Annotated in this window: 14 protein-coding genes and 1 tRNA gene; 5 read left to right on the top strand and 10 right to left on the bottom strand. The window is 66.7% G+C overall.

Going from position 1 to position 12217, the window contains the following annotated elements; genetic code table 11:
- The first annotated feature begins 135 nt into the window (after nucleotides 1-135).
- Complete coding sequence (locus ACKAE7_RS05550; protein WP_408978660.1) at nucleotides 136-663, top strand: hypothetical protein; 528 nt, start codon at nucleotides 136-138, stop codon at nucleotides 661-663.
- Here ACKAE7_RS05550 and ACKAE7_RS05555 read toward each other — a convergent pair.
- The 6 genes from ACKAE7_RS05555 to ACKAE7_RS05580 all read right to left on the bottom strand — a co-directional run bounded on the left by ACKAE7_RS05555 (nucleotide 625) and on the right by ACKAE7_RS05580 (nucleotide 5197).
- Entirely contained in the window at nucleotides 625-1506 is an 882-nt protein-coding gene (locus ACKAE7_RS05555) for an anti-sigma factor (protein WP_408978661.1), read from the bottom strand. The genes ACKAE7_RS05550 and ACKAE7_RS05555 overlap by 39 nt on opposite strands.
- Nucleotides 1493-2107: an RNA polymerase sigma factor gene (locus ACKAE7_RS05560; protein WP_229666381.1), complete on the bottom strand. Its 615-nt coding sequence runs from the start codon at nucleotides 2105-2107 to the stop codon at nucleotides 1493-1495. Before ACKAE7_RS05560 ends, ACKAE7_RS05555 begins: the two co-directional genes overlap by 14 nt.
- Nucleotides 2108-2121: 14 nt before the next feature.
- Nucleotides 2122-2856, bottom strand: a complete 735-nt coding sequence (locus ACKAE7_RS05565) for a class F sortase (RefSeq protein ID WP_408978662.1) — start codon at nucleotides 2854-2856, stop codon at nucleotides 2122-2124.
- A 99-nt stretch (nucleotides 2857-2955) separates the two neighbouring features.
- Nucleotides 2956-3789, bottom strand: a complete 834-nt coding sequence (locus ACKAE7_RS05570; RefSeq protein WP_188810060.1) for a DUF4397 domain-containing protein — start codon at nucleotides 3787-3789, stop codon at nucleotides 2956-2958.
- 156 nt (nucleotides 3790-3945) lie between these two features.
- Nucleotides 3946-4971 (bottom strand): LacI family DNA-binding transcriptional regulator, encoded by a 1026-nt coding sequence (locus ACKAE7_RS05575; protein ID WP_188810058.1) that lies wholly within the window; start codon nucleotides 4969-4971, stop codon nucleotides 3946-3948.
- 153 nt (nucleotides 4972-5124) lie between these two features.
- Nucleotides 5125-5197, bottom strand: a tRNA-Lys gene (locus ACKAE7_RS05580).
- 187 nt (nucleotides 5198-5384) lie between these two features.
- Here ACKAE7_RS05580 and ACKAE7_RS05585 point away from each other — a divergent pair.
- The 4 genes from ACKAE7_RS05585 (at nucleotide 5385) to ACKAE7_RS05600 (ending at nucleotide 8659) form a co-directional block, all read left to right on the top strand.
- Nucleotides 5385-6044 carry a hypothetical protein gene (locus ACKAE7_RS05585; RefSeq protein ID WP_066273207.1) on the top strand — a complete coding sequence of 220 codons (660 nt, stop codon included), beginning with the start codon at nucleotides 5385-5387 and terminating at the stop codon, nucleotides 6042-6044.
- Nucleotides 6045-6400: 356 nt separating this feature from the next.
- Complete coding sequence (locus ACKAE7_RS05590) at nucleotides 6401-7018, top strand: DUF47 domain-containing protein (protein WP_408978663.1); 618 nt, start codon at nucleotides 6401-6403, stop codon at nucleotides 7016-7018.
- Nucleotide 7019: 1 nt separating this feature from the next.
- Nucleotides 7020-8033, top strand: coding sequence for an anion permease (locus ACKAE7_RS05595; protein WP_408978664.1), 1014 nt, complete (start codon nucleotides 7020-7022; stop codon nucleotides 8031-8033).
- A 218-nt stretch (nucleotides 8034-8251) separates the two neighbouring features.
- A complete protein-coding gene (locus ACKAE7_RS05600; RefSeq protein WP_188728969.1) occupies nucleotides 8252-8659 on the top strand; it encodes a hypothetical protein in 408 nt (135 codons plus the stop codon).
- Nucleotides 8660-8681: 22 nt separating this feature from the next.
- Here ACKAE7_RS05600 and ACKAE7_RS05605 read toward each other — a convergent pair whose 3' ends face one another.
- The 4 genes from ACKAE7_RS05605 to pstC form a co-directional block, all read right to left on the bottom strand.
- Nucleotides 8682-9098 (bottom strand): hypothetical protein, encoded by a 417-nt coding sequence (locus ACKAE7_RS05605; RefSeq protein ID WP_408978681.1) that lies wholly within the window; start codon nucleotides 9096-9098, stop codon nucleotides 8682-8684.
- A 163-nt stretch (nucleotides 9099-9261) separates the two neighbouring features.
- Nucleotides 9262-10041, bottom strand: coding sequence for a phosphate ABC transporter ATP-binding protein PstB (pstB, locus tag ACKAE7_RS05610; RefSeq protein WP_066273199.1), 780 nt, complete (start codon nucleotides 10039-10041; stop codon nucleotides 9262-9264).
- 81 nt (nucleotides 10042-10122) lie between these two features.
- Nucleotides 10123-11235, bottom strand: coding sequence for a phosphate ABC transporter permease PstA (gene pstA / locus ACKAE7_RS05615; RefSeq protein WP_188810047.1), 1113 nt, complete (start codon nucleotides 11233-11235; stop codon nucleotides 10123-10125).
- Entirely contained in the window at nucleotides 11236-12168 is a 933-nt protein-coding gene (gene pstC, locus ACKAE7_RS05620; RefSeq protein ID WP_104185653.1) for a phosphate ABC transporter permease subunit PstC, read from the bottom strand.
- Nucleotides 12169-12217: the final 49 nt, after the last annotated feature.

A 12217-nucleotide genomic window follows, 5' to 3' on the forward strand; every position in this document is an offset into this window, starting at 1 on the left:
GGAGGCGGCGGGAATGATGGCAGCCAAGCTTCGGGCAGAGCCCGCCGGAGACTGGACAATTTGCAAACGACTGGGCCGCCGCCAACCTGGGTAAGGGCAGGAAGACTGGAAGAAGCTGCGACGGGAGGGGAAGCCATGGAGGGCGTACGCGCAGCCGCGGACACGGAAACTCCCGCGCCAGGAGCCCGGCACCCCTTTCCCGTGTGGGTAGCCGGCCCCGTGTCCACGGGCCTGGGCCTGGCAGCCCATCTGGCCGCCGGCGGCCAGGCGCCAGCGATCCTCATCCTTATCGCTGTGGCCGCCCTGCTGGGCATGGCCGCTGCGATGGCCGGGCGGCGCCGCTTTCCCGGATGGGCCGTGCTGGTGGCGGCCGGCGTGGCGCAGCAGCTGCTCCACCTGGCCTTTGCCTCGTTTTCCACTGCCAGCGGCTTCGCCCTCCCGGACCACCACGGCGGGGCGCCTGTCCCGGAAACACCTAATGCCGGCGTGCCCACCGCGGAGGCGTCAGGCGCCGCCCACTCGCTGCACCTGATGCTGCACTTTCATGTTGCCGCGGCGCTGGCAGCCGCAGCTGTGACCACGCAATGGACCAGGGTGGTTTCCGTGATGCGGCGGAGACGCAGGTCAGGTGGCGAGCGTGCCCCTGGCGATGCTGACGCTTGAGTGGGCGGGGTTGCCGTCGACAGGTTCATCGGAGACATCCACAATCGGGTACTCCGAGATCTCCAGGCCGGCCGGCAACTGGAAAGTTCCGGAGTCGGAGTTCATGACGCCCAGGCTGACCAGGCGCGAAAGGTCGGGCGCGATCAGCCACACCTCCTGGTAGCCCTGCGCCTCGTCCTTGCTGAGCCGGACCTCCAACGCACGGGAGCCGTCCGCGGCTTCCACCACCCTTGCTGAACCGGCGGCGGAGTACTTGGGCAGCGGCGCCAGGTCGGCCTCGGCCAGCGGTCGGGGCGCCTGGTTGAGGGACCACACCGCTCCGGCAGTCACCAGGACCGCAGCTGCGGCAGCGGCCATCCACGGCCCTGGACGCTGCCACCATGCGGCGGACCGCCGCTTGGCCGGACGGGACGCCGCCCTGTCCTGCAGCGACACAGGCTCGGCGAGGCTTTCGCGTTCCGCGGCGGGTTCCGCCTGCCGCACATCCTGGCCAGCGCCCTGCCCGCCGCTCCTGGCATCCCCTGCGACGTCACCCGCAGCGGCTTCCCCCGGCGCCCATCCCGGCCGGACAGTGCCGTAGTGTTCCCTGATGCCGGCCAGGGGATCGTCGTGCACGGATTCGGAAAGCCCCAGCTCCCGGTGGATCCCGGCCCACACACCAGGGCCCGGCACTTCAAGACGGCCGGTTTCGGGCGGTGTTTTGACCGCCTCTACGGTGCGGCGCAGTGCCGCAAAGTCCGCCGCGCATTCAGGGCAAACCTGCAGGTGATCCCTGGTATTGCCGTCCTCCCAGTCCTTGTACAGCGCGAGGAGGCTTAACTCTTCCGGATCAGGATGCGGCATGGTTTACCTCCAATCTGTTTCTCAGGTGGGACAAGCTGCGGCGGATATGGCTTTTGACCGTACCAAGGGGCAGGCCGAGTTTTCTTGAAATCTGTTCGTGCGTCAGGTCATCGTAGAAGGCCAGCTTCATGATGGAACCCTGGGGCTCGCCGAGCCGGTCCAGCTCACCGTCCAGGAGAAGCCTGTCAGCCAGGAGCTCGGCGTCTTCATGGCCGGTACCCGCTTCGTCGGCCATGCCGGCCCCGGCCACTGCCACGGCTTTCCTGACTTCCCGTGCCGAGGCCGACAGGGTGTCCGAGATGACGTTCCGGGTGATGCCGACAATCCACGCCGGCAGCCGGGCCACCTGGGGATTGAACGTGCTCCGGGAGCGCCACACCCGGATGAAGACCTCCTGCGTGACGTCGTCGGCCGCGGAACGGTCCGGCAGGGAACGCAGCGCCAGGGTGTGGACCAGCGGGGCAAACTCCCGGTAAGCGGCCGCCAGGGCATGTTCATCGCCTGCCAGGAAGGACGGCGTCAGGCCGTCTTCCCACCCCGGCGGAGCCTGGTCGGGAGGTACCAAACGGGGCTCCTTCGCGGCGTCGGTGGCGACAATCATGGCAGGATCACCGCTCACTCCAGGACCGCGGTGACAATCACATTGTCGCTGTAGTCCATTCGTTCGTCCAGCCACTCGCCGCCGCACGTAATGACTTTAAGTTCGTGGGGTCCGGACCGCCGGAACACCGAGCTTCCGTCGAACCGGTCCTTGGCCATCAGCTCAACGCTCACCACGCGGTAATTCAAGGCGGGCGCGCCCTCGCGGCCCACCTGCACCAGCGTTCCCGCGGCCACGGACTTCAGTGCGGAGAACGGCGCATTGTCCGACTTCGTGTCGATATGCCCCGCGATCACGGAGGTGCCGGCCGCTGCACCCGGCGCGGGGCCGAAACGGTACCAGCCGGCCCGGTCGAACGCATCAGGAATTTCCATCGCTCCACCATCGGAGACCCCCACCGGCACCACCGGCATGTCGATGAGGGTGCCGGCAACAGCGAGGGAGACCGGGACCGGCGCCGCACCCACCGCAGCCGGGGTGGCGGCACGCACGGGAATGTCGGGGATTGCCGCCGGGCTGGTGGGCGCCGTTGCAGCTGCCGGCGCCGGGCTTTCGGGTTGGGCGGGCTGCGCGGCAGCTGCCTGGGTGGCAGGCGGGGCTGGGGATGATGCCGGCAGGGAAGGGGCGGCCGCGCACGAGGAAAGCATCAGGGCCCCGGCAAGCAGGACTCCCGCGCCCGGGAAAACGGAGGACCGACGGCGGGACTCCCCTGCCGTCGTCGTACCTGTTTCCATGTGTCCGGCTTTCATCGTGCCCGGCCTTTCTCTCGGCAGGCCTTGGAAGGAACCTGCATCAGGGATGGGAAAAGCGGCAGCCGCCCGGCACTCGCCGGGCGGCTGCCAGTGGTGCTACTCTGCCCGGCGGGCGGAAACGGTGCGGGCTACGCCCACGCCGCCGAGGAGCAGTGCCAGGGCTGCGGCGCCGAAGCCGACCATGAGGGCGGTGGAGTCCGCCGGAGCGGCAACGGTGGAGCCGTCAAGGGCACCCGGTACTGAACCCGGAGCGGAGTGCAGGCCCTCGATGGTCTGCACGGCGAGCTGCAGGTTCGAGTCCGCGAGGCTGCCCCAGGCGTACACGATGGTGTGCGTGCCTTCGGCGATCGTGACGTCGGCCGGGCCGATGACCGGGTCAGTGGTCCCGGTGGCGGCAACCGCTGCCGGAACGGTGCCGGGGTCCAGCGTCAGCGTCTGCTCGTTCGGGTTGGCGAGGTTGGTAATGACGGGGGTACCGCCTGCCAGGACATCGACGGCGGGAGCGGCAGCGGTGTGCCGGACGGTCAGCTTGCCCTTGCCTGCCTCGATCTGGGAGACGTCATTGGTGAAGAGGTTGGCAGTGGGGTTGCCGGCTGCATCGAGGTTGGCAACGGCGGTGTAGTTGCCGTTGGCGGCCAGTGTGACACTGACGGGGCCGATGACGGCCGCGGAAGCGTCGGCGGCATCCGAGGCGGTGATGGCGAGTTCGTAGGCGCCTGCGGGCAGTGCCAGCGGGCCGGCCAGGCTGCCGGGGGTGAAGTCATCGAGGGTCCGGTCACCGTTGACCCAGACGTCGACGGTCAGGCCCGGAACACCGTGGAGGACGGACAGCTGGGCGTCCCCCTCCGCAGCCTGGGCCGGGCCGGCGAGAGCGATGGCTGCTGCGATTGCCGCTGCACCGGCGCCTGCTGTGAAAATCCTGTTGCGCATGTCTATCTCCATTGATCGGCCCGCCTCGCGGGCATTTTTTGCTTACACCTCTACTACCGGCGCAGCATCGGAGTTGGATGCACGTGCATGGAAAATTCTTTTAATTATTTTTTGCGCCCCGCACCTGGGCGGGCCCAGTGCCCACCATGACCGCGGTTACGGGGCGGCCTCCACAGGCGGGGCGGTGCTGGCGCGGAGGACCAGTTCCGGCGTGACCACGGTGGAGCTCGCTGCGGCACCGGCCTCGATCTCCTTGAGCATGATGTCCATGCAGCGGCGGCCCAGTTCCTCGAAGTCCTGCCGCACCGTGGTGAGCGGCGGGGTGAAGTACCCCGATTCCGGCTGGTCATCAAAGCCCACCACGGAGACGTCGTCGGGCACCCTGACCCCCGCTTCGGCGAACGCGCGCAGCATGCCCAGGGCCATCTGGTCGTTCCCCACGAAGAGTGCCGTGGCACGGCGATCGGCGGCGAGCTTCCGGCCGGCGGCATACCCGCTGCCGGCACTCCAGTCGCCCTGCAACAGGAGGTCGTCCTTAAGCCCGGCACCCAGGAGGGCCTCGCGCCAGCCCTCCGCACGCTCCGAACCGTCGATCCAGTCCGGGGGCCCTGCCAGGTGCCCGATCCGGCGGTGCCCCTGCCCGATAAGGTGTTCGACGGCGAGCCGGGCGCCGCCGCGCTGGTCCACCATGGCCCCGCTGACGTTGCTGTTGCCAAGGGACCCCACGGCCACCACGGGCACAGGCAGCCGCATCTCATCCAGGGCAAGCAGGGTGTCCGAGTGCGGCACCAGTACCGCAATCCCGTCCACGGCCTGGTCCATGAAGTGGCTCACGGCGTCGGCAATGGCATCCCGGCTGACCTCGCGCAGGGCGGCGATGCTGACGAAGTAGCCGGCGTTCCGCGCCGCCTGTTCCACGCCCAGGAGGGTGTTGGCCGGCCCGTACTGTGACAGTTCGCTGGCCAGGACACCGATGGTCTGCGAGCGCCTTGTCACCAGGCTCCGGGCAGCGGTGTTGCGCCGGTACCCCAGTTCGGCGATGGCCGCCTCAACCTTGGCGCGCGTCGCTGCGCTGACGTTAGGGTGGTTGTTGATAACCCGGGAGACGGTCTGGTGGGAGACGCCTGCCCGGTCCGCCACGTCTTCCAGGCGCGGCATCCGCCCCTTGCTGCTTTTTGCCATGTGCCCATTCTGCCCGCCGGTTGGCCCGGATACCCTGGTTGGCCTGGACACTGGAGATCCTGGCTTGTTTGCGGATGCGGGACAGGGAAAAGAAAACGTCCCCGGCGTCCTGTCGCCAGGATGCCGGGGACGTACCACTCTTCTCTCAAAGAGTGGGCCCTGTGGGGCTCGAACCCACGACCCACGGATTAAAAGTCCGATGCTCTACCAACTGAGCTAAAGGCCCCTGCCGGATGGGTTCGCAGCGTGTGTGCGGGCCACCCGGCCCAATCCATTTCTGGACGTTAATACTCTAACCCATGGTTCCGGCGGGTTCGGACGGAGCTCCCGGTCAGCCGCCCGCCGCGGAATCCAGCGGCGGCGGGGAGGGCGGACGCTCGATTTCCCCCTCGGCACAGGAGTAGCGTGGGGGCATGAGTGAGCAAGCAGGATCCAGCCAGTACGGCGGCGCGAACCGGCACCACAAGCCAAAGCCCTTCGCTCCCATCGACTTCGAGCCCTTTGCCGGGGGCGCGGATCCCGCGCGCATCTCGGAGGCCGCCCACCTTGCCGCCCAGGCACTGGTCCGCCACGGCCGTGACAGCGACGATCCCGTGGTCACCGAGCGCCTGGTGAAACTTGCCGATGAGCAGGGGCTGGAAGCCATTGCGGAAATGTGGGCGGAGAGCCCGGCGCGTTCACTGCCCGGCGCCCTGTGGCGCCTGTACGCCCTGCGTGCGGCCACGGTCCAGGACCCGGAGCGCATCTCGGTGTACTTCCGGGCCGGTAAGGATACCGCGCAGGTATCCAACGTGGTGGCCGGGGCGGCCGAGCCGCCGGGCGCCGATGAGATGCGGAGCATGGCGGACGCCATCCTTTCCGGAGCGTTCGACGGCGAATTCGACGTTGCGCTGGAACGTTCCGCAGCGTTTTGCCGGGTTGTGGCGCTCGGCCAGGCAACCATCGCCGATGGTGCCGAGCATGGCAACGAGGCGCACGCCAGCAAACTCACGCGGAACTCGCACCAGCTGGTGAAGACCGCAGAGGACCTGGAGCACGCCGCGAATGCGTGGCGGCTGGGAGAACTCGACTGAACCAGGCGGCTGCCCCGCCCTTGCCCCATCTGTCAAGATTGACTTGCGCCAGCCAAAGTAGAAAACTGAAACCGGTGCCGAGCCGCGAAACCCCCGGGCTTCAACAATTAGCCGCCTAGAGCGGCCTACCGCCGAGAGGCGTATCCGGTTCGGCACCATTTTCATGCCCGGCGCCCGGCCCGGTTCCCCCTCCCGCACCTCCCAGGCCGGTTCCCGGCACATTTTTCCGGGGCCTCGCAGTGCTGTTTACAGGTGCCCAGCCGCGGGCCGGTAGAGTTGGGCTCAGTTGCCCGCCGGGGTCAAGTCACACGGCAGCAACCTCCCGCCCTGTACTTTTCCCGGAGACCGGTAAACACGTGAAGCTGCGCCTTTTTCCCCAGGAGCCCGCCGGGCTGAACCTCCTTTCGCAGCTGGCCCAGCAGATCGTGCTGGCCAGCGCCACCCTGGCGGAAATCCTTGGTGTCCCCGCCGCCGAGCACGGCAAGCTCGTGGAGGACATGCACAACCACGAGGCCAGGTCCGCTGAACTGCACTTCGCCCTCCTGACGCACATGCGCACCAGTTTCGTGAACCCCCTCCCCCGCGAGGACATGTATGCGCTCTCCCGGTACCTCAACGAGGCAATGGAAAAGATGGACGCGGCCGCCGAACTGGTGGCCCTGTACAAGCTGGAGCGGCTGCCCAAACGTGCGGCCGACCAGCTGGAGATCATCAGCCGGCAGGCCGAACTGACAGTGGATGCCATGCGCCGGCTCAACAACCTGGACGATCTCGAGGACTACTGGATCGAAATCCTCCGCCTTGCCCAGCGCGCCGAGAGGACGCACCGGGTGTGGGTGGCAGACATGATCAAGGACATGAAGTGGGCCCAGTACTCCCGTAACCGGGACATCGCCAACCAGCTGGTGGAAGTCACCAAGGACATGCGGCGGATCGCCACCCAGGTGGGCAGCATCATCGTCAAGGAATCCTGAGGTGACTCCGGTCATCTTCGGATTCGTGGTCCTGCTGGCCGCGGCGTTTACGTTCCTCAATGGCTTCCGTGATGCTTCCACTTCCGTGGCGCTTGCAGTGCGGACCCGGGCACTCACTCCCAGCGTGGCGGTGCTGCTGGCGGCCTTCTTCAACTTTGTGGGCGCCCTGCTCAGCGCAGGCCTGGCCGTGGCCGTCAGCCAGGCCTGGATCAGCCTTCCATCGGGCAACGGGGGCCTGAGCATCCTGGTGGCCGGCCTGGCGAGCGCCTGCGCGTGGGGAATCCTGTTGTGGTGGCGGGGCATTCCGGCCTCCTCCACGCACGCCCTGGTGGGCGGCCTGGCCGGGGCGGGACTGGCCAGCCTGGCGGTGGGCGGCACCGGCGTCGGTGGTGTGGACCAGTCCCTGCTGTTCCAGGTGGTGCTGCCGCTGGTACTCTCCCCTCTCGTTGCCTACAGCGGCGCCTTCATGCTGGTGTATCCGGCCACGTGGGCGGCGCGCCACACACAGCCCAACGTGGTCAACCACCGCTTCCGCCGGAGCCAGGCCATCGCTGCCGGGGCCGTCGCTTTCGGGCATGGCCTGCAGGACGGGCAGAGGGTGAGCGCAGTGCTGCTGCTGGCCCTGCTGGCGGCAGGGTATGCCGACCCCGGCACCATACCCCTGTGGGTGGTACTGCTGTCCGCCGTCATGATGGCTGCCGGGACCTTGTTCGGCGGCTGGCGGATCTCGCACACCATCGCGTACAAGATCACCCGGATCGATCCCCTGCGGGGCTCGGTGGCCCAGATCTTCAGCGCGGTGATGCTCTTCGTGGGCGCCATCGGGCTCCACTGGCCGCTGTCCACCACGCACACGGTGACCGCGGCGGTCCTGGGCGCAGGCGAGAACCAGCATTTCTCCGTGACGAACCGGAAGCTGGTGATCCGGATCGTGGGGCTCTGGTTGCTGACCCCGCTGGCCACGGCCGCACTGGCGTTTGTGCTGGCGCTGGCGATGACCCCGTTCGCACGCTAGGTCCACGGGACCGGCCCCGGGTTACGGGTTCACTACGGTTGCCTCCACTTCCTTGTACAGCCGAAGTCCCGTGACGTAGATTCAAAAGTGGGTCCCCAGCATTCCGAAGCCACAACAGCAGTAGGGGACAAACATCCGCCGCCGGGTGCACGGCCGCGGACAACGCCGCTGCAGCATATCGGCGGCCAGGACGCACACTGTGGAAAAGAGCAGGCATCGTGTCTACTTCGAATCCCCGGCACTCCCCACCCCAGCCACGCCAGCTGCGCTGCGAAACCTGCGGTACGGAGCACCAGCTGACCATCCATGCCATCAGGGCGATGGGGGCAGCCAACGGGGACCTGGTCACCGTCTCATACACCTGCAACGACTGCGGGCTGTTCAGCGAGCACCTCGCCTACGCGGGGGATGTTGCCGCGGCCCTCCACCAGGTCCGCTGGATGGCCAAGGTCATCATGTTCGGCGATGACTACATCCACTGTGGATTCCCGCTGGAGGAGGCGGGGCTGGAAATCGAAAGGCTTTGCTACCGGAGCAGCAACAACGGCGGCAGCCTGAACATGGTCTGCCTGCCAACGCGGGTCCTGCGGTGCCGGTGCGGCTTCCAGCTGGAAGTCCCGGAGTAGCAGCACGCCTCCGCAGCATGACCTACGTGGCTGCGGGAAACACAGGAGGGCTGTCCAGCAGGGCTGTTGCCAGCTCCTCCGGCGTCATGTTCGCCGCCTGGAGCAGCGCACCCTGGTCCACCCCGTGGCTCGCCGCCTGCCGGATGGCCTGCCTGAGCGACTCGTGGGCGACGTCGAGCTCCCACTGGACGGTTTCCAGGTACGAGCTGGTGCGCCATACCGCGGAAACGTAGTCCTCACCGGCCGCAACGGCGGATCCGGCGAAAGACGCAGGAGCTGCGGCCAGCCCGGCGTCGCCGGAAGAAACCGGAGCCCCCGCGCCCTCGAGGGACACAGGGGCAGCGGTGTACAGATGCTCAAGGGGATCGTTCTGCTGGACGGCATCCGCGGTCCCGGGCCTGGAAACTCTAAGCTGGCGGCCTCTGCGGCCGGTTGCCATCTGCGTCAAGGGAAAACTCCTAAGCATGCTATTTACTAGTTTCCAAAGTATCTAGTTCAGCGTACTAAATGCTTGGGCTTCTGGCCAGCAGCCTTTTTCGAACCTTGAATCTGCACCGCAGCGGGCCCGTGCCCCTCCCCGAGGGCCACCTGCATCTGTGGCTTTACCCGAACCGGCCGGAGACGTAGTCCTCAGTGGCCTTCTGGACGGGGTTGCTGAAGATGGTCTGGGTGTCCCCCACCTCAATGAGCTTGCCGGGCTTGCCGGTGCCTGCGATGTTGAAGAAGGCGGTGCGGTCCGAAACCCGGGCTGCCTGCTGCATGTTGTGGGTGACGATCACCACGGTGTACTGGTCCTTGAGCTCATTGATGAGGTCTTCAATGGCCAGCGTGGAGATGGGGTCCAGGGCAGAACACGGCTCGTCCATGAGGATCACCTGCGGTTCCACGGCGATGGCCCGGGCAATGCAAAGCCGCTGCTGCTGGCCGCCGGAGAGGCCGGAGCCGGGCTTCTCCAGGCGGTCCTTGACCTCGTTCCACAGGTTGGCACCCTTCAGGGAGCGTTCCACCAGGACATCGGCCTCACCCTTGGAGATCTTCTTGTTGTTCAACTTCACGCCCGCCAGCACGTTGTCGCGGATGGACATGGTGGGGAACGGGTTGGGCCGCTGGAACACCATGCCGATCTGCGAGCGGACGGTGACGGGGTCCACGCCAGGGCCGTAGAGGTTGTCCCCGTCCAGCAGGACCTCGCCTTCCACACGGGCACCGGGGAGGACCTCATGCATGCGGTTCAGTGTCCGCAGGAACGTGGACTTACCGCAGCCCGAGGGGCCGATGAAAGCAGTAACGGACTTGGCCTCGATGTTGATGGTGACGTCCTCCACGGCAAGGAAATCGCCGTAGTAGACATTCAGGTCCTTGACGTCGATGCGCTTAGACATGGTGTTCCTTCACTAACTGGGTATGAATTGAAGTCTGGCATCCGGACCGCGGGACCGGAAGGGGGCGGGGAAGCCCGGCCGTCAGCGGCCGGTCTTGGGGGCGAAGATCCTGGCAATGAGCCGTGCCGCGAGGTTGAGGACCATCACCAGGATGATCAGCACCAAAGCGGCACCCCAGGCGCGCTGCGACGACGGGTCGGGGTTCGCCGGCGAGGTGGGGTTCAGGATCTGGGTGTAGATGAAGGTGGGCAGCGACGCCATCCAGCCGCTGAACACGTTCGAGTTGATGCTGGTGGCAAACCCGGCGGTGACCAGGATGGGCGCCGTCTCGCCAATAACGCGGGCGATCGCCAAGGTGACGCCCGACGCGATGCCGGAGATCGCCGTCGGAATCACCACCTTGAGGATGGTGCGCCACTTGCGCACGCCCAGGGCGTACGCCGCTTCGCGCAGTTCGTTGGGGACGATCTTCAGCATTTCCTCGCTGGAACGCACTACCACCGGGATCATCAGCACGGAAAGCGCGACGGCGGCCACGGCGCCGGTTTTGGTTCCCGGGCCCACCACGGCGAAGAAGAAGGCCGCCGCGAAGAGGCCCGCCACGATGGAGGGGATGCCGGTCATGACGTCCACGAAGAACGTGATGGCGCGGGCCAGGCGTCCGTCGTTGCCGTACTCCACCAGGTAAATGGCGGTCAGCAGCCCCACCGGCACGGAGATGATGGTGGCCAGCAGGGTGATCTGGATGGTTCCCAGCAGCGCGTGGTAGATGCCGCCGATGACCGGTGCGCCGTCCTCAACTGCACGGTTGTCGAAGACTCCGGTGACGCCGTTCATGGAGGTGGTCATGAAGCCGGGTGCCAGAAGGCCGGGGATTCCGTTGACCAGGACAGTCCAGATCACCGAGAAGAGCGGGAGCAGTGCTATGAGGAAGGAGCCCACCACCAGGCAGGTGGCCAGCTTGTCCTTGGCTTTGCGGGAGCCTTCGACGGCGGCGCTCCAGGACACCAGTCCGACGGCGAAAAGGATCGCCGAGACGATTCCCCAGCCGAATGCGTTGAAGCCCACCAGCGCCAGGATCGCTGCGCCGGCGATCAACGCTGCGGCCAGGACCACGTAGGGGGCGTACTTGGGCAGCTGCCCCTTGGTGAGTGCCGAGCGCTTGCTGCGCACGGGGGTAAGCGTGGAGGTCATTTAGTTGGCTCCCGAGAATTCTTTGTGCCGGGTGATGATCCAGCGCGCGATCATGTTCACGGCCAGGGTGATGACGAACAGGACCAGGCCTGCGGCGATCAGGGTGCTGACCTTGAGCCCGCTGGCCTCCGGGAAGTTCAGGGCGATCTCAGCGGCGATGGTCTGGTTTCCGGACTGGATCAGGCTGGCCGTGAGGGCGCCGGAGGAGAGCACCAGGGCCACGGCCATGGTCTCGCCCAGGGCCCGGCCCAGGCCAAGCATGACGGCGCTGATGATGCCGGGGCGTGCGAAGGGCAGGACGGACATCTTGATCATTTCCCAGCGGGTGGCACCCAGCGCGAGCGCCGCTTCCTCATGCAGTTTTGGGGTCTGCAGGAAGATTTCCCGGGAAAGTGAGGTGATGATGGGAAGCACCATGACGGAGAGCACGATGCCCGCGGTAAGGATGGTCTTGCCCGTGGCGGAGGCAGGTCCCTGGAAGATAGGCAGCCAGCCCATGTTCGCGGCGAGCCAGTTGTAGGCCGGCGAGATTTCCTTTGCCAGGAAGGCAGCTCCCCACGCGCCGTAGACCACGGACGGAATAGCTGCGAGGAGGTCCACAAGGTATCCCAGTCCGGCGGCCAGTCCGCGGGGCGCGAAGTGGGAGATGAAAAGAGCCACGCCGATCGCGATCGGGGTCGCGATCACCAGTGCAATGGCTGCTGCGATGAGCGTGCCGATGACGATAGGCCAGATGTAGGCAAAGAAGCCTTCCCCGCCCTGGATCTCGGCGGCGGGTGCGGTGAGTGCCGGGATGGCCTGGACTACCAGGAAGAGTGCGACGCCGAAGAGGACGGCAAGGATAAGGCAACCGGCGGCCATGGCGGCACCGGAAAAAATCTTGTCCCCGGCGCGGCCAGCGCCCTGGTTACCAGTCAAGGTGGTGGCGGTCATTCGACGGCCCTTCGATCGTTTACTGACACTGAAAGATGCTGCGTTCAAA

The organism is Pseudarthrobacter sp. NKDBFgelt (assembly GCF_046097905.1).
Taxonomy (GTDB): Bacteria; Actinomycetota; Actinomycetes; order Actinomycetales; family Micrococcaceae; genus Arthrobacter; species Arthrobacter polychromogenes.